The following is a 16,809-nucleotide window of genomic DNA, read 5'->3' as shown; positions in this document are numbered from 1 at the left end:
AGCCAGAGGAGCTGAGAACCATGGCACGAGCTGCCATGTCGAAGTCATCGGGGATCTCCCCCGTCCATGCCCTGGCCGACGCCGCCCCCACGCCGTTCTGGCTGGCGGACCCGGCCCGGCCGGCCGCCGAGCCCGCCCTCGTCGGCGACGAGAGGTGCGACCTGCTGGTCGTCGGCGGGGGGTACTCCGGACTGTGGACCGCGCTGATCGCCAAGGAGCGCGATCCACAGCGCGACGTCGTCCTCGTCGAGGGCCAGGAGGTCGGCTGGGCCGCCTCCGGCCGCAACGGCGGCTTCTGCGCCGCCTCCCTCACCCACGGCCTCGGCAACGGGCTGGCCCGTTGGCCCGGCGAACTGGCCGAACTGGAGGAGCTCGGCGCCCGTAACCTCGACGCCATCGAGGACGCGGTCGCCCGCCACGGGATCGACTGCGACTTCGAGCGCACCGGCGAGATCGACGTCGCCACCGCCCCGTACCAGGTCGACGAGCTCCGCGAGATGGCCGAGCAGGCCGAGCAACTGGGCCTGACCGGACAGGAGTTCCTCGACCGCGACGCGGTGCGCGCCGAGGTCGACTCGCCCACCTTCCTCGCCGGCCTGTGGGACCGCACCGGCGTCGCCATGGTGCACCCGGCCAAGCTGGCCTGGGGCCTGAAGCGGGCCTGCCTCGCCGCCGGCGTGCGCGTGTACGAGCACACCCCCGGCACCCAACTGTCCTCGCGCGGCCCGGGGATCGCCCTGCGCACCCCCTACGGCCGGGTCTTCGCCCGCCAGGTGGCGCTGGCCACCAACGCCTTCCCGTCGCCGGTCAAGCGGATCCGCCCGTACGTCGTGCCGGTCTACGACTACGCCCTGATGACCGAGCCGCTCAGCGAGCAGCAGCTCGCCGCCATCGGCTGGCGGAACCGCCCCGGCCTCAGCGACAGCGCCAACCACTTCCACTACTTCCGCATCACCGCCGACAACCGCATCCTGTGGGGCGGCTACGACATCGTCTACCGCTACGGCGGCGGCGTACGGGCCGAGTACGACCAACACCCGGCCACCTTCCGCAAGTTGGCGCAGCACTTCTTCACCTGCTTCCCGCAGTTGGAGGGGCTCCGCTTCACCCACACCTGGGGCGGCGCCATCGACACCTGCTCCCGCTTCTCCGCGTTCTTCGGCACCGCCCACGGCGGCCGGGCCGCCTATGCGCTCGGCTTCACCGGCCTCGGCGTCGGCGCCACCCGCTTCGGCGCGGAGGTGATGCTCGACCTGCTGGCGGGGGAGCGCACCGAGCGGACCGAGCTGGAGATGGTGCGGACCAAGCCGCTGCCGTTCCCGCCCGAGCCGGTGCGCTCGTTGGGCATCGGCGTCACCCAGTGGTCGATGACCCGCGCCGACGAGAACGGCGGCCGGCGCAACCTGTGGCTGAAGGCCATGGACGCGGTGGGGCTGGGCTTCGACAGCTGAGCCAGCGCAGCGCCCGTCGGGGCGGGCGGCCCGCAACGGCCGTCCGCCCCGCGGCCGTTGCGGCCGCGCCCGCCCGGTGTCCGTGCGGACCGCGTCCGCCCCGCGTCCGCGGAAATTTCCCCGCGGACCCGCGTAAGGATCACCGGGCGCCCCCTTCTCCCCTGGGTGACACGGCCCGTCCGGGCCGGGAAAGGGGAGGGGAAGATGACCGCAACGGGGGCGAACGACGCAGTGGACTGGCTGGTGTCGGCCGCACCGGACCCCGACGCCTGCCGCCGCGGATGGGAGCGCAACCCGCTCGGGGTGGCGCTGTTGGAGGCCGGCCGGTGCTGGGACGTCCTGATCGTCGAGGGCCGGCTGGGCCGCCCGGCGGTGGACGTGCTGGCCCGGGGCCGGGGCCGCCCCGGCCCGGTGCTCTCCGACTTCCGGGACGCCCGCACGGGCTTCTTCGTCCCGGCGGGGACGGCCGCCCACTGGCTGGGCACCGGGATCCGCGGCGCCGGCCGCGGCACCTGGATCGTGGTGCCCTATCCCGGGCGGGCCACCGGCGGGGTGCGCTGGCTGGTCCCGCCGGACGGCACCGGCACGCTCACCGATCCCGTCGCGCTGGAACTGGCGCTGCACGCGGCGGTGGCGGCCCGCGACCGGGGGGAGTGAGCGCACGGGCCCGGGCCAACTGGTCCGGGCCCGTACGAGTGTTAGTGAGTTGTTAGTCGATCAACAGGGCCCGCGTGCAGAGTGGTGACCGCGAACGCACCACCGCACCGCGCAGCCGACCTTCGAGGGGGACACCATGTCGCACCGCACCACGCTCCGCCACGGCCGCACCGCCGCCGTCGCCGGCCTACTCACCGCCGCCGCGTTCGGCCTCACGGCCTGCAACGGAACCGGTGGCGCGGCCGCCGCCCCGGCCGCCTCCGTCTCCGCCGCGGACTCCGGCTCGCAGGGGAACAACGGCTCGCAGGGCTCCGGCGGTTCGAGCGGCGGTGCCGACGGCGCCGCCCCTGCCGCCTCGCACGGCTCCGGCGGCGCGGCGGCCGTCAACGGCGGCCAGCAGGGCGGGTCCGGCACGAAGATCGCCCGCTGCACCACCGACGGGATGGAGGCCGGCTGGGGCTCGGACGGCGGCGGCAGGCCCGACATGAAGAGCGACCAGCAGCAGATCGCCGCGGTGTGGCTGAAGAACACCAGCGGTGCCCCCTGCCGGATCTCCGGCTTCCCCGGTGTGCAGATCAAGGGCACCGACGGCACCACCTGGGACCTGCCGCGTTCGAGCAAGACGCCGCAGCCCAAGGTGCTGAAGCCGAACGCGCACACCTCGTTCAACATCAGCCTGCTGCCCACCACCCGCGCCGACGACAAGAAGGTCGAGCCGGGTCAGGTGCTGATCACCCCGCCGAACGAGAAGAAGCACTTCCAGCTCCAGTGGCCCTTCGGCGGCGCCATCCTGGACCAGTCCGGGGCCACCCACCCGGGCACGTTCGTCAACCCGATCAACGTGCCGTGAGCGGCGGGTACGGCGGCTAGCAACTCGTGGGGCACGGGCAGGACTTGGGGCCGCGGGGGAGACGGCCTACACGTCCCGCCCGCCCCACCGGTCGCACACCGCGCACCACAGGGGCAACAGCACCCCCGCCAGGCACCAGCCGCCGAGCACATCCAGCGGCCAGTGGTACCCCTGCCGCACGAGCCCCAGCCCGACGCCCGCATTGAGCAGCCCGGCCCCCGCCGCGACCACCCGCGCGACGGGGGCCGCGGCCTTGCCCGGCCGCCCGCACCGCACCGCGTACGCCCGGAGCAGCAGCAGCGCCACCAGCCCGTAGGCGACGGCCGCCGTCGCCCCGTGCCCCGAGGGGAAGAAGCCCTCGTGCACCGCGGCCATCCGCGGCTGCCCCGGCCGGTCCAGCCACACCTTGAAGGGGACGACCAGCGCCGGCACCGCGGCGAGCGCCCCCAGCGCGGCGACCGGCGGCACCCACGCCCGGCCGCCGCGGCCCGCGCCGCCCGGCTCCGCGCCCGCCCCGCGCCGCGTCCGCCACCAGGCCCATCCCGCCGCCGCCAGCAACACCGGCAGCGCCACGACCGTGTTGCCGAGATCGGCGAAGAACTGGGCGAGCGGCCCGGGAACGGCGCTCGCCGCCACGTCGCGGCCCCACCGCTCGTCGAACCCCCGCACCGCCCCGTGGGCCGCCACCTGCCAGCCCGCCCACCCGAAGACCAGCGCGCTGCACAGCGCGACCAGCGCGTACCGCCGCCCGAAGACCCGGTCGAGCGCCCGCCCCCAGGACCGCCGCTTCACACCCGACACACCCACCACCCCCAACACCCCGTGCACCACGCACATGTGTCACGCGCGGGTGCCACCCACCTGCCCGATAGACCCGCCCAACCCGACCAATCCAACCAAAGAAGTGCGGCCGCTCCGGAACAGGGGGGAGTTCAGGAGCGGCCGCATGGACCGGTGTTCCGCGCGCCCCGGGGGGTCTGGGGCGGGCGGACATCCGATCGGTGAGGATTCCCGGAGCCCTTCGTGCCAGGGGTCCCGGTGGTGTGCGCGAGGCACGGCCAGGTCGAAGCCGGGGAGCGCCGACCGGGCATCGCCCGCAGTCCCTTGCGGGCGGATGTTTCTCTCATCTGGAGAGACCGTACGACACCGGAAGCGCGCCCCGTAAGCCGCATCACGCGCCCGCCATTGCCCTCGCACATCTTCTTCACGCGCCCCCGTGCGCCCTGAACGCGCCCCCGCGGTGGCGTGGATGCGCCCCGTTGCGGGCATGGACGGGACCACCGCGAACGGCCCCTCGGCGCACGGGGTGCGGCCCGGGACACGGCCGCGCCGCGCCCCGGGCCGCACCCGGACGTCAGTCCCCGATCAGAGCGAGCCGAACGCCCCCTCCAGGATGTCCAGCCCCTCGTTGAGCAGGTCCTCGCCGATGACCAGCGGCGGCAGGAAGCGCAGCACGTTGCCGAACGTGCCGGTCGTCAGCACCAGCAGGCCCTCCTGGTGGCACGCCTTGGCGAGCGCCGAGGTGGCCTCTGGGTTCGGGTCCTTCGAGCCGGACTTGACCAGCTCGATGGCGATCATCGCGCCGCGGCCGCGGACCTCGCCGATGATGTCGAACTTCTCCTGGATCGCGGTCAGGCGGCCCTTCATGACCTCCTCGATGCGCTTGGCCCTGGCGTTCAGGTCGAGCTCGCGCATGGTCTCGATGGAGCCGATCGCGGCGGCACAGGCCACCGGGTTGCCGCCGTAGGTGCCGCCCAAGCCGCCGGAGTGCGCGGCGTCCATGATCTCGGCGCGGCCGGTCACCGCCGCCAGCGGCAGACCGCCCGCGATGCCCTTCGCCGTCGTGATCAGGTCGGGCACCACGCCCTCGTCCTCGCACGCGAACCACTGGCCCGTACGGCAGAAACCGGACTGGATCTCGTCCGCCACGAAGACGATGCCGTTCTCCTTCGCGAAGTTCGCGATGGCGGGCAGGAAGCCCTTGGCCGGCTCGATGAAACCGCCCTCGCCGAGCACCGGCTCGATGATGATCGCCGCGACGTTCTCCGCGCCGATCTGCTTGGTGATCTGCGTGATGGCCTGGTCGGCGGCCTCCTGCGCGCAGTTCTCCGGGCCGGTCAGCCAGCGGTAGGGGTAGGCCAGCGGCACCCGGTAGACCTCGGGCGCGAAGGGGCCGAAGCCGTGCTTGTACGGCATGTTCTTCGCGGTCAGCGCCATCGTCAGGTTCGTGCGGCCGTGGTAGCCGTGGTCGAAGACGACGACCGCCTGGCGCTTGGTGTACGCGCGGGCGATCTTGACGGCGTTCTCGACCGCCTCCGCACCGGAGTTGAACAGCGCCGACTTCTTCGCGTGGTCGCCCGGCGTCAGCTCGGCCAGCAGCTCACAGACCTCGATGTACGGCTCGTACGGCGTCACCATCGCACAGGTGTGGGTGAAGTCCGCGAGCTGCGCGGTGGCCCGACGGACCACGGCCTCCGCGCTGTTGCCGACCGAGGTCACCGCGATGCCGGAACCGAAGTCGATCAGGGAGTTGCCGTCCACGTCCTCCAGGACCCCGCCGCCCGCGCGCTTGACGAAGACGGGCAGCACGGCGCCGACCCCGGCGGCCACGGTGTTCTGCTTACGGGCCCACAGCTCCTGGGACTTGGGGCCGGGGATCGCGGTGACGACGCGACGCTCCTGGGGGAGGGCGGGGCCTCCGGACAGTTCGGTCATGGCAGTCTCCTGGGGGTGGAACGCGGACGTTCATGGGGTGTTGTTCTCGCAGGTTAGGGGCGGTGGCGCGGGTCTGGCATGTTCCGTTCGGGAGAAGTGCGCGTGTTGCGTTGTCCGCACCGGACATAGCCGCGGCCCGCGGCCAGTAAATTGAGCGGCGGCACGCCGGGGAACGGCGCGCCCGCGCGGGCACGACACCGGCAGGCCGGCACACCGCCGCGGCAGGCCACGTCTCAAGGGGGACAAGGGGCACCGGATGGACACCGAGGGCACGCAGGACGCACAGCACACCGCCGCACCCCCGCCGTCCGGGGAACGACGCCCCGACCCGGCGGTACCACGACCGGCCGTGCCGCGGACGCCGCCACGGCCCACCCTTCCGCCCCCGAGCGCCGGCCCGCAGCCGCTGCTGAACTGGCTGCGCGCGGCCCGGCCGTCGGCCCCGCCCGGCGTGTGGACGTACGGGCATCGGCCGCGCCCGCAGAAGGAACCCGACCAGGTGCCGGCTCGGCAACTGATCAGCGGGGCGATCGTCTCGTTCCTGTGCGGATGGCTGTTGTGGTCGTTGCTGTGGAACGGCTATCTCGGCCCGTACTGGTACTGGCCTCTCCAGCTCCTGCGGCCGGACTCGTGGGCCGCGGCGAAGACGACCGGGGACCACACGGCGTTCCTGGTGGTCAGCAACGCCTACTACGGACTGTGGATCCTCGGGATCGCGTTCGTCTTCGGTCGCCTCGGTCGCTGGCCCGAGTTGATCCGTCGGGTGGGCGGCCCCTTGGTCCGCCGCCTCCGCGCCCACACCCCCGCCCCCAAGGCCGAGCCCGCCACCGACCCCGCGCAGTGGCCCGAACTCCGCGCGCAGGGTGCCCCGGACGCCGCCGACCGGCTCGCCGCCGAGGCCCGCGCCGGCGTGATGAACGACGTGGACGTGGCCCGGATCGGGCGCGCCTGGCGCTCGGTACGCTCCGGGCGGAACTCCCCGGCCTCCTTCGTCGACACCGTCCTACGGCACGGCGCCGCGGCCTGCGCCCACCCCTCCGGCCAGCGCGACCTGGCCCGCCGCACCGCGCAGCACGACCTGCTCGCCCACCAGGTCCGGATCGGCACCGCCGCCGACCACCCGCGCAATCCGTACCAACACCGCGGCAGCGGCTGCGCGTTGGAGCCCCGGGTGTTGGGCACCTCGCTGCTGGCCGTCGGCCCGGCGGGCAGCGGCAAGACCACCCGGCTGGTGCGCCCGGTGGTGGAGGCGATGTGCCTCCAGGCGCTGGCCGGGCAGTGCGCCGTCGTCGCCGTCGGCCCGGCCGGCTCCGCGCTCGGCCCCGACGACGCCTTCGACGTGGTGGTCCGCATCGGCCGCCCCGACCCGGCGTGCGACCTCGACCTCTACGGCGGCACCACCGACCCCGACGCGGCGGCCGGCATCCTCGCCGAGGCGCTCGTCGGCGACCTCGCCGAGCAGCTCCCCGGCGGCGACAGCCGCCGCGCGGCGACCGCCCTGGCCCAACTGCTCGGCCCGTTCCGCGCCGCCCACGGCCGCTTCCCGACCGTGCCCGAGCTCCGTGAGTTGCTGGACGGCACGCCGCGGGCGGTCGCCGCGCTGCGCACCGCCCTGGAGGCGACCGGCGACGTCACCCTGCTGCGCGAACTCGACGCCCGCGCCCGCCAGTCGGAGCGCCCCGGCGACGTCGCGCTGCTCCTCGCGGACCGCATCGCGCTGCTCGACCGCCCCGCCTTCGCCGCCTTCTTCGATCCCACGGGAGCCACCCGCCAGGTCTCGCTGCGCTCCCTGGACCACCCCCTCCGGGTCCGCATCGAGCTCCCCGAACGCGGCCACGCCGAGGCGTCCCGGATCCTCGCCCGGCTGGTCCTGGCCCAGTTCACCGAGTGCGCGGTGGCCCGCACCGACCGCTCGCTGTTCGCCTGCCTGGTGCTCGACGAGGCCGCGCACACCGTCACCGCGGAGGCGCTGCGCGGCCTCCAGCGGCTGCGCTCGGCCAACGCCGGGGCCCTGCTGACCCTGCGCTCCCTGGACGACGTCCCCGAGGGGCTGCGCAGCGCGCTGCTCGGTTCGGTCGGCTGCCGGATGGCGTTCGCGGGCGTCACGCCCTGGGACGGGGCGCCGTTCGCCGAGGTGTGGGGCAAGGAGTGGGTGGAGACCCGTGATGTGACGGACCGTCAAATCATCGCGCACGGCGCCGGGATGAAGGCGTTCCACCTCGTCCGCCAGTTGGTCACCGGCAAGGCCGCCACCTCCAAGGCGATCACCGTCCGCACCGTCGAACGCGAACGCTGGTCCGCCTCCGACCTCGCGAACGCGCTCCCGGCCGGCCACGCGGTGCTGTCGGTGACCACGGTCGACGGCGAGCACGCCCCACCCGTCCTGGTCGACCTCCGGGCGTAGCGGCGGGCGCGCGCCCCCCGATCGGGGAGTGTTCCGCAAACCCTCCGTTGAGGCAGAATCGAGACCAGCCGTTCATACAGGGCGGTGCACACGCCCGCCGTTCATACGGGCGGCGCGGACGATCGGCGGAGGTCGGCAGGAGGCCGGCCGGAGGACCCGGCCGCCGGTCGGGGTCGTGCCGTCCGCCGGAGCCCTCGAAGGTCCCATGCCGCACACCCTCGCCTCCCTGGTCAACCACACCGCGCTTAAGCTGGACGTGCTCGCGGGCGAGGACCGGCTGGACGTCCCCGTGCGCTGGGCGCACGCCAGTGAGCTGATCGACCCGGTGCCTTACATGGAGGGCGGCGAGCTGCTGTTGATCACCGCGCTGAAGCTGGACGCGGAGGATCCGGAGACCGCCGACCGCTACGTGCGGCGGGTCGCCGGGGCCGGCGTCGTCGGACTGGGGTTCGCGGTGGGAGTCAACTACGAGGCGGCTCCGGAGGCGTTGGTCGAGGCGGCGCGCCGGCACCACCTGCCGCTGCTCGGGGTGCCTCGCCGGACGCCGTTCATCGCGATCAGCAAGGCGGTCTCGGCGGCCGTCGCGGCCGACCAGTACCGCGCGGTGACCGCCGGCTTCGAGGCCCAGCGCGAACTGACCCGGGCCGCCCTCGGCGCCGAGGGCCCGGCCGAGCTGCTGGGCCGGCTCGCCGCGCACCTCCACGGCTGGGCGGCGCTCTACGACGCGTCCGGCGCGGTGGTGGCGGCCGCCCCCGAGTGGGCCGCCCGGCGCGCGGCCCGGCTCGCCGAGGACGTGGCGCGCCTCCGGGAGCGGCCCGCGCCGGCCAGCGCCGTGGTCAGCGACGCCGAGGGCGACGACCGGGTGGAGCTGCAGTCGCTGGGCACCGGGCGGCGCTCGCGCGGTGTGCTCGCGGTGGGGACCGGCGCCCCGCTCGGCACCGCCGAGCGGTACGCGGTGCACTCGGCCGTCGCGCTGCTGACCCTGACCACCGAGCGGTCCCGGGCGCTCCAGGACGCCGAACAGCGGCTCGGCGCCGCGGTGTTGAAGATGCTGCTGGCCGGTGAGCCGGACCACGCCCGGACGGTCTCCGGCCGGCTCTACGGAGGGCTGCTGGACGCCCCGTTCCGGGTGCTGGTGGCCGAGCCGGTGCCCGCCGACGACCAGCCGACCGCCCCCAAGCCCGCCACCCCGTTCACACCTGGCGGCGGCCCCCCGGGCGCCGCCGCCACGCCCGTCCTGGAGGCGCTCGCCGACGCCATGGAGTCCGCCGCCGCCCGCACCGGCGAGGCGCTGCTCGCCGTGCCGGACGGCGGCCGGCTGATCGTGCTGGTCGCCGACGGCGGCGCGGCCGCGGACGCCTGCACCGCGTTCGCCGCGGCGACCGAGGCCCGGCTCGGCGCGCAGCCGCGCCCGCGCGGCCGGTCCGCCCGCCCCGGCACCGGCCGCGAACCACAGGCCGCGTCACTGGCCGTCGGCCTCTCCGCGCCCACCGGCCCGATGGCCGCCGCCCACGCCTACCGGCAGGCCGAACAGGCCCTCTCCGTCGCCCGCCGCCGCGGCCGCGCCCTGGTCGAGCACGAGGACGTGGCGGCCGGCTCGGTGCTCCCACTGCTCGCCGACGACGCCGTACGGGCCTTCGCCGACGGGCTGTTGCGGGCGCTGCGCGAGCACGACGCGACCGGGCGCGGCGACCTGGTGGCGTCCCTGCGCGCCTGGTTGGCCCGGCACGGCCAGTGGGACGCGGCCGCCGCCGACCTGGGCGTCCACCGCCACACCCTGCGCTACCGGATGCGGCGGGTGGAGGAGATCCTGGGCCGCTCGCTGGACGACCCGGACGTCCGTATGGAGCTGTGGCTGGCCCTGAAGGCGACCTCGGCACAGCCGGGGGAGTAGCGGAGGGACGCGAGCCCCTCCGCGTACCGGGACACGCCCGTCCCGAGGCGGCCGGCACCGATCCGGCGCGCCGTCAACACCCCCCGGACTCCACCGCGGAGAGGCGCCCCGACGGATTACGCCGCTTCGGACAAGCGTCAGCGGGCCCCCGCACCCCTACGGTGGGCAGCAGAGTCCTACGCCAAGCCGCTCCCCGAGCTGCGCGCGCACCACCCACCACCACGAAGGGCCGGGATCCACTGTGCCGACCACTGCTGCAGCCCCCACCGCCTTCTGGCTCGCCGGCCGCCAGGCCACCGGCGAGGCCACCTTCGACGTCACCTCTCCCTGGGACGGCCGTCTCGTCGGCACGGTGAGCGTCCCCACCGAGGCCCAGGTCGAGGAGGCCGTCGCCGCCTCCGTCGCGGTCCAGGACGAGCTCGCCGCGACCCCCGCCCACGTGCGGGCCGCCGCCCTCGACCACGTGGTGCGCGGGCTGGTGGAGCGCACCGAGGAGATCGCCCGGCTGATCTCCGCGGAGAACGGCAAGCCCATGAAGTGGGCTCGCGGCGAGGTCGGCCGGGCCATCTCGGTGTTCCGCTTCGCGGCCGAGGAGGCCCGCCGCTTCAACGGCGGCGAGGCCCAGCGCCTGGACACCGACGCCGGCGGCGCCGGCCGGCTCGCGCTCACCCGCCGCTTCCCCCGCGGCACCGTCCTGGGCATCGCGCCGTTCAACTTCCCGCTGAACCTCTGCGCCCACAAGATCGCCCCGGCCATCGCCGCCGGCGTCCCGATCCTCCTCAAGCCGGCCCCGGCCACCCCGCTGTCCGGCCTGATCCTCGGCGAGCTGCTGGCCGGCACCGACCTTCCCGCCGGCTCCTGGTCGATCCTCCCGGTCCCCAACGACCGCATGGAGTCCCTCGTCCAGGACGAGCGGCTGCCGGTCATCTCCTTCACCGGTTCCGACAAGGTCGGCTACGCCATCCTCGACTCGGTGCCCCGCAAGCACTGCACCCTGGAGCTCGGCGGCAACGGCGCGGCCGTCGTCCTGCCCGACTGGTCATCCGAGCAGGACCTGGACTGGGCGGCCCAGCGCATCGCCACCTTCGCCAACTACCAGGGCGGCCAGTCCTGCATCTCCGTCCAGCGGGTCATCGCCGACGCCTCGGTCTACGACCGGCTGGTCCCCAAGATCGTCGCGGCCGTCGAGGCCCAGGTCACCGGCGACCCGTCCGACGACGCCACCGAGGTCGGCCCGCTGGTCAGTGAGGACGCCGCCAAGCGCGTGGAGTCCTGGGTCGACGACGCCGTCGAGCGCGGCGCCAAGCTGCTCGCCGGCGGCAAGCGCGACGGCGCCGCCTACGCGCCGACCGTGCTGGAGGACGTGCCGGCCGGCGCGACCCTCGCCACCGAGGAGGTCTTCGGCCCGGTCCTCACCCTCCAGAAGGTCGACGGCGTCGACGCGGCGTTCGCAGCCGTCAACGACTCCAAGTTCGGCCTCCAGGCAGGCGTGTTCACCCACGACGCGCAGACCGCCTTCCGCGCCCACCGGGCCCTGGAGGTCGGCGGCGTGATCGTCGGCGACGTGCCGTCCTACCGCGCCGACCAGATGCCCTACGGCGGCGTCAAGCAGTCCGGCGTCGGCCGCGAGGGCGTCCGCTACGCCATGGACGACTACACCTACGAGCGGGTCCTGGTCCTCACCGGACTGGACCTGTAGGTCCCGGGGCGACCCCGGGAGCGGGTGGGCCGGGCGCACCGGCCCGCCGCCGCTCGGACCGGCCTGGCCCGGTGGACAGCGACGGCCGTACCTGGGGCCGTACCGCCCGCCAGGTCGAGGCCGGCGCACTCCCCCCAGCGCCGGCCCCTCCCACGCGGCGCTTCCCCCTCGCCGGGCCGGACCTTCCCGACGCTACGGCCCCGCTCCGCCCCGGTCCCTCCTGACCGAGGCGGATGCGGGGCCCTGCCGTCGGGGGTGGCGCCGCCGCGCGCGTACAACCAGCGCGGTACGCGACACCCTCCCGAGGGCCGGAACGACACCCCGCGACCGGTCGTTTCCGGCCACAGCGGCGCCCCGCTCCCGGGCTCCGCTCCGCTGGTGCAACCCGCGCGGATCGGGTACTTGTCACAAGTAGCACTGCCCGGCGGCCGACCGGCCCGCCGGCAGACTCCCGATCCGCGGCGAGGTGAGCTCCTGATGACCGCTCCGTCCATCCGCAACGTTTCCGAGCGCGAAGCCCGCCGGGTCGCCGAGGCGGCCCGCGAGCAGGACTGGCGCAAGCCCAGCTTCGCCAAGGAACTGTTCCTGGGGCGCTTCCGGCTCGACCTCATCCATCCGCACCCCACCCCCGCGGTGGACGACGTCCGACGCGGCGAGAAGTTCCTCGCCACGCTGCGGGAGTTCTGCGAGACCCAGATCGACGGCGCCCGGATCGAACGCGAGGGCCGCATCCCGGACGAGACCGTCCGCGGCCTGAAGGAACTGGGCGCCCTGGGCATGAAGATCGACCCGAAGTACGGCGGCCTCGGCCTCACCCAGGTCTACTACAACCGCGCCCTCGCCCTGGTCGGCTCGGCCAGCCCGGCGATCGGCGCGCTGCTCTCCGCGCATCAGTCGATCGGCGTACCGCAGCCGCTGAAGCTCTTCGGCACCCAGGAGCAGAAGGAGACGTTCCTGCCGCGGCTGGCCCGCACGGACATCTCGGCCTTCCTGCTCACCGAGCCCGACGTGGGCTCCGACCCGGCCCGCCTGGCCACCACCGCGGTGCCCGACGGCGAGGAGTACGTCCTCGACGGCGTGAAGCTGTGGACCACCAACGGCGTGGTCGCCGACCTGCTGGTGGTGATGGCCAGAGTCCCCGCCTCCGAGGGCCACAAGGGCGGCATCACCGCCTTCGTCGTCGAGGCCGACTCGACCGGCGTCACCGTCGAGAACCGCAACGCCTTCATGGGCCTGCGCGGCCTGGAGAACGGCGTCACTCGCTTCCACCAGGTACGGGTCCCGGCCGGCAACCGCATCGGCCCCGAGGGCGCCGGCCTGAAGATCGCCCTGACCACGCTCAACACCGGCCGGCTCTCGCTACCCGCGATGTGCGCCGGCACCGGCAAGTGGTGCCTGAAGATCGCCCGCGAGTGGTCCGGCGCCCGCGAGCAGTGGGGCCGCCCGATCGCCAAGCACGAGGCGGTCGGCGCCAAGATCTCCTTCATCGCGGCCACCACCTTCGCCCTGGAGGCGGTCGTCGACCTCGCCTCCCAGATGGCCGACGAGAACCGCAACGACATCCGCATCGAGGCCGCCCTCGCCAAGCTCTACGGCTCCGAGATGGGCTGGCGGATGGCCGACGAACTCGTCCAGATCCGCGGCGGCCGCGGCTTCGAGACCGCCGAGTCGCTCGCCGCCCGCGGCGAACGCGCCGTCCCCGCCGAGCAGATGCTGCGCGACATGCGCATCAACCGGATCTTCGAGGGCTCCACCGAGATCATGCACCTGCTGATCGCCCGCGAGGCCGTCGACGCCCACCTCTCCGTCGCCGGCGACCTCATCGACCCCGACAAGTCCCTGGGCGACAAGGGCAGGGCGGCCGCCAGGGCCGGCGGCTTCTACGCCCGCTGGCTGCCCAAACTGGTCGCCGGACCCGGTCAACTCCCGCGCACCTACCAGGAGTTCGGTGAACTCGCCGGCCATCTGCGGTACGTCGAGCGGACCTCCCGCAAGCTGGCCCGGTCCACCTTCTACGCGATGTCCCGCTGGCAGGGGAAGATGGAGACCAAGCAGGGCTTCCTCGGCCGGGTCGTCGACATCGGCGCCGAACTCTTCGCGATGAGCGCCGCCTGCGTACGGGCCGAGCACCTGCGGATCACCGGCGACCACGGCCGCGAGGCCCACCAACTCGCCGACGCCTTCTGCCGCCAGGCCCGGATCCGCGTCGAGGAACTGTTCCACCGCCTGTGGACCAACACCGACGAGCTGGACCGCAAGGTCGTCTCCGGCGTCCTCGACGGCAGCTACACCTGGCTGGAAGAGGGCGTCATCGACCCCAGCGGCGACGGCGCCTGGATCGCCGACGCCACCCCCGGCCGCAGCACCAAGGACAACGCCCGTCGCCCGTTCCGGTAGAGCGCACCGGCCTCGTACGGGCGGCCCGCGCGTCGCCCGTACGGGGTGTGGACGCCCTCGGTGGCCGGGGTGCCGCGCCGACCGGCCACAATGGACCACATGACGGACACCCTCGCCCACCCGCACCTGCGCTTCGAGCCGGCCGCCGGCGACTCCGGAGGCCCGCGGGAGATCGTGATCCTCGGCTCGACCGGTTCGATCGGCACCCAGGCCATCGACATCGTGTTGCGCAACCCCGGCCGGTTCGAGGTCACCGCGCTCGCCGCGGCCGGCGGCCGGGTCGAGCTGCTCGCCGAGCAGGCGCACCGGCTGCGGGTCGGCACCGTCGCGGTCTCGCGCGAGGAGACGGTGCCGGCCCTGCGCGAGGCCCTGGCCGCCCGCTACGGCGCCGGCGAGCCGCTGCCGGAGATCCTGGCCGGCCCCGACGCCGCCACCGAACTCGCCGCCTCCGACTGCCACACCGTCCTCAACGGCATCACCGGCTCCATCGGCCTCGCCCCCACCCTCGCCGCCCTGAAGGCCGGCCGGGTGCTGGCCCTCGCCAACAAGGAATCGCTGATCGTCGGCGGCCCCCTGGTCAAGGCCGTCGCCAAGCCCGGCCAGATCATCCCCGTCGACTCCGAGCACTCCGCGCTCTTCCAGTCCCTGACCGGCGGCACCCGCGCCGAGGTCCGCAAACTGGTGGTCACCGCCTCCGGCGGCCCGTTCCGCGGCCGCACCCGCCGCGAACTGGCCGGCGTCACCCCCGAGCAGGCCCTGGCCCACCCCACCTGGTCCATGGGCCCGGTCGTCACCATCAACTCCGCGACCCTGGTCAACAAGGGCTTGGAGGTCATCGAGGCGCACCTGCTCTTCGACGTCCCCTTCGACCGCATCGAGGTCGTCGTCCACCCGCAGTCCTACGTCCACTCGATGGTGGAGTTCACCGACGGCTCCACCCTCGCCCAGGCCAGCCCGCCCGACATGCGGATGCCGATCGCGCTCGGCATCGGCTGGCCCGAGCGGGTCGCCGACGCCGCCCCCGGCATCGACTGGACGACCGCGCAGAACTGGGAGTTCTTCCCGCTCGACGCGGAAGCCTTCCCGTCCGTCCCGCTGGCCTGCCGGGTCGGCGAACTGGGCGGCACCGCCCCCGCCGTCTTCAACGCCGCCAACGAGGAGTGCGTCAAGGCGTTCCTCACCGGCGGGCTGCCGTTCACAGGGATTGTGGATACCGTCGCGGCAGTGGTCGACGAAGGGCTGGCATCCGGAGTGGTGACGAAGCAGACCCAGGACGGCGGCGGAACCTCCCTGACCGTTGCGGACGTCCTGCAGGCCGAGAAATGGGCGCGCGCCCGCGCCCGCGAACTGGCCGCCGCGGCGGCACGCACCCCATCGGAGGCTCGCGCATGACGACCTGGATGACCATCCTCGGCATAGTCGTCTTCGTCGTCGGCCTGCTGTTCTCCATCGCCTGGCACGAGCTCGGCCACCTCAGCACGGCCAAGATGTTCGGCATCCGCGTGCCGCAGTACATGGTGGGCTTCGGGCCGACGATCTTCTCCCGGAAGAAGGGCGACACCGAGTACGGCATCAAGGCGGTCCCGCTGGGCGGCTACATCCGCATGATCGGGATGTTCCCGCCCGGCGACGACGGGAAGCTGCAGGCCCGGTCCACCTCCCCGTTCCGCGGCATGATCGAGGACGCCCGCGAGGCGGCCTTCGAGGAGCTCCAACCCGGCGACGAGCACCGGCTGTTCTACACCCGCAAGCCCTGGAAGCGCGTCATCGTGATGTTCGCCGGGCCGTTCATGAACCTGGTCCTGGCCGTGGTGATCTTCATGAGCGTGCTGATGGGCTTCGGCATCAACACCCAGACCACCCAGGTCGGCTCGGTCTCCGACTGCGTCATCGCGGCCTCCGCGCAGACCGACAAGTGCCCGTCCGGCGCCAAGGACTCCCCGGCCAAGGCGGCCGGCCTCCGCGCCGGCGACAAGATCCTCACGTTCAACGGCCACGCCATCCCCGACTGGGACACCCTCCAGGACCAGATCCGCCGGACCACCGGCCCGGCGACCCTGGTCGTCGAGCGGCACGGCACCAAGGTGACGCTGCGCGCCGACCTCATCGAGAACAGGGTCGCCAAGACCGACGGCCACGGCGGCTACGTCCCCGGCGAGTTCGTCACCGCCGGCTTCCTCGGCTTCACCCCGGCCAGCGGCATCGTCCCGCAGACCTTCTCGCAGTCCGTCGACCGCATGGGCAGCATGGTCGGCCAGGGCGTGGAATCCCTGGTCCGCCTCCCCGGCAAGGTTCCCGACCTGTGGAACGCCGCCTTCAACGGCGCCGAGCGCAAGCAGGACTCCCCGATGGGCGTGGTCGGCGCGGCCCGGGTCGGCGGCGAGGTCTTCTCGCTGCACATCCCGCCGGAGCAGCGGGTGGCGACCATGCTCCTGCTGGTCGCCGGCTTCAACCTCTCGCTGTTCCTCTTCAACATGCTGCCGCTGCTGCCGCTGGACGGCGGTCACATCGCCGGCGCCCTGTGGGAGTCGCTCCGCCGCGCCTTCGCCAAGGTCGTCCGGCGCCCCGACCCCGGCCCCTTCGACGTCGCCAAGCTGATGCCGGTCGCCTACGTCGTCGCCGGCATCTTCGTCTGCTTCACCCTGCTGGTGCTGGTCGCCGACGTGGTGAACCCGGTGAAGCTCACATAGGCCGCAGAGCGGGCACATAGGGGCCGCAAACCCCCGGGCCGGGCACGCCGCC

Annotated in this window: 11 protein-coding genes; 9 read left to right on the top strand and 2 right to left on the bottom strand. The window is 73.9% G+C overall.

Features of this window, described 5'->3' with window-relative positions:
• Nucleotides 1-20 precede the first annotated feature (20 nt).
• The 3 genes from ACIQU6_RS10665 to ACIQU6_RS10655 all read left to right on the top strand — a co-directional run bounded on the left by ACIQU6_RS10665 (nucleotide 21) and on the right by ACIQU6_RS10655 (nucleotide 2,958).
• A complete protein-coding gene (locus ACIQU6_RS10665; protein WP_403481272.1) occupies nucleotides 21-1,451 on the top strand; it encodes an NAD(P)/FAD-dependent oxidoreductase in 1,431 nt (476 codons plus the stop codon).
• A 204-nt stretch (nucleotides 1,452-1,655) separates the two neighbouring features.
• Nucleotides 1,656-2,108, top strand: a complete 453-nt coding sequence (locus tag ACIQU6_RS10660; protein ID WP_403481271.1) for a hypothetical protein — start codon at nucleotides 1,656-1,658, stop codon at nucleotides 2,106-2,108.
• 136 nt (nucleotides 2,109-2,244) lie between these two features.
• Complete coding sequence (locus ACIQU6_RS10655; RefSeq protein WP_403481270.1) at nucleotides 2,245-2,958, top strand: DUF4232 domain-containing protein; 714 nt, start codon at nucleotides 2,245-2,247, stop codon at nucleotides 2,956-2,958.
• 66 nt (nucleotides 2,959-3,024) lie between these two features.
• On the opposite strand, the gene ACIQU6_RS10650 is transcribed toward ACIQU6_RS10655, so the two are convergent.
• Both ACIQU6_RS10650 and gabT read right to left on the bottom strand, forming a co-directional pair.
• Nucleotides 3,025-3,759 carry a phosphatase PAP2 family protein gene (locus ACIQU6_RS10650; RefSeq protein WP_403481269.1) on the bottom strand — a complete coding sequence of 245 codons (735 nt, stop codon included), beginning with the start codon at nucleotides 3,757-3,759 and terminating at the stop codon, nucleotides 3,025-3,027.
• 564 nt (nucleotides 3,760-4,323) lie between these two features.
• Complete coding sequence (gene gabT, locus ACIQU6_RS10645; RefSeq protein ID WP_403481268.1) at nucleotides 4,324-5,673, bottom strand: 4-aminobutyrate--2-oxoglutarate transaminase; 1,350 nt, start codon at nucleotides 5,671-5,673, stop codon at nucleotides 4,324-4,326.
• Nucleotides 5,674-5,929: 256 nt separating this feature from the next.
• Here gabT and ACIQU6_RS10640 point away from each other — a divergent pair, with 256 nt between their 5' ends.
• From ACIQU6_RS10640 to ACIQU6_RS10615, 6 genes are all read left to right on the top strand, one after another.
• Nucleotides 5,930-8,077 (top strand): ATP-binding protein, encoded by a 2,148-nt coding sequence (locus tag ACIQU6_RS10640; protein WP_403481267.1) that lies wholly within the window; start codon nucleotides 5,930-5,932, stop codon nucleotides 8,075-8,077.
• A gap of 205 nt (nucleotides 8,078-8,282) precedes the next feature.
• On the top strand, nucleotides 8,283-9,971 hold the full coding sequence (locus ACIQU6_RS10635; protein ID WP_403481266.1) for a PucR family transcriptional regulator: 1,689 nt from the start codon (nucleotides 8,283-8,285) through the stop codon (nucleotides 9,969-9,971).
• A gap of 241 nt (nucleotides 9,972-10,212) precedes the next feature.
• Nucleotides 10,213-11,670: an aldehyde dehydrogenase family protein gene (locus tag ACIQU6_RS10630; protein WP_403481265.1), complete on the top strand. Its 1,458-nt coding sequence runs from the start codon at nucleotides 10,213-10,215 to the stop codon at nucleotides 11,668-11,670.
• 477 nt (nucleotides 11,671-12,147) lie between these two features.
• Complete coding sequence (locus tag ACIQU6_RS10625) at nucleotides 12,148-14,067, top strand: acyl-CoA dehydrogenase family protein (RefSeq protein WP_403481264.1); 1,920 nt, start codon at nucleotides 12,148-12,150, stop codon at nucleotides 14,065-14,067.
• A 99-nt stretch (nucleotides 14,068-14,166) separates the two neighbouring features.
• Entirely contained in the window at nucleotides 14,167-15,459 is a 1,293-nt protein-coding gene (dxr, locus tag ACIQU6_RS10620) for a 1-deoxy-D-xylulose-5-phosphate reductoisomerase (protein ID WP_403481263.1), read from the top strand.
• On the top strand, nucleotides 15,456-16,757 hold the full coding sequence (locus ACIQU6_RS10615; RefSeq protein ID WP_403481262.1) for a M50 family metallopeptidase: 1,302 nt from the start codon (nucleotides 15,456-15,458) through the stop codon (nucleotides 16,755-16,757). The genes dxr and ACIQU6_RS10615 overlap by 4 nt, the downstream gene beginning before the upstream one ends.
• The last annotated feature ends 52 nt before the right edge of the window (nucleotides 16,758-16,809 follow it).

The sequence above is a fragment of the Streptomyces sp. NPDC090442 genome (assembly GCF_044769405.1).
Taxonomy (GTDB): domain Bacteria; phylum Actinomycetota; class Actinomycetes; order Streptomycetales; family Streptomycetaceae; genus Streptomyces.
This window is presented reverse-complemented; position numbering and strand designations above follow the sequence as displayed.

Bases quoted from the DNA above. Each gene is read 5' to 3' on its own strand.
- ACIQU6_RS10640 (WP_403481267.1), top strand. From the start codon at position 5,930: ATGGACACCGAGGGCACGCAGGACGCACAGCACACCGCCGCACCCCCG.
- ACIQU6_RS10625 (WP_403481264.1), top strand. From the start codon at position 12,148: ATGACCGCTCCGTCCATCCGCAACGTTTCCGAGCGCGAAGCCCGCCGG.
- ACIQU6_RS10615 (WP_403481262.1), top strand. From the start codon at position 15,456: ATGACGACCTGGATGACCATCCTCGGCATAGTCGTCTTCGTCGTCGGC.
- ACIQU6_RS10655 (WP_403481270.1), top strand. From the start codon at position 2,245: ATGTCGCACCGCACCACGCTCCGCCACGGCCGCACCGCCGCCGTCGCC.
- ACIQU6_RS10660 (WP_403481271.1), top strand. From the start codon at position 1,656: ATGACCGCAACGGGGGCGAACGACGCAGTGGACTGGCTGGTGTCGGCC.
- gabT (WP_403481268.1), bottom strand. From the start codon at position 5,673: ATGACCGAACTGTCCGGAGGCCCCGCCCTCCCCCAGGAGCGTCGCGTC.
- ACIQU6_RS10635 (WP_403481266.1), top strand. From the start codon at position 8,283: ATGCCGCACACCCTCGCCTCCCTGGTCAACCACACCGCGCTTAAGCTG.
- ACIQU6_RS10665 (WP_403481272.1), top strand. From the start codon at position 21: ATGGCACGAGCTGCCATGTCGAAGTCATCGGGGATCTCCCCCGTCCAT.
- dxr (WP_403481263.1), top strand. From the start codon at position 14,167: ATGACGGACACCCTCGCCCACCCGCACCTGCGCTTCGAGCCGGCCGCC.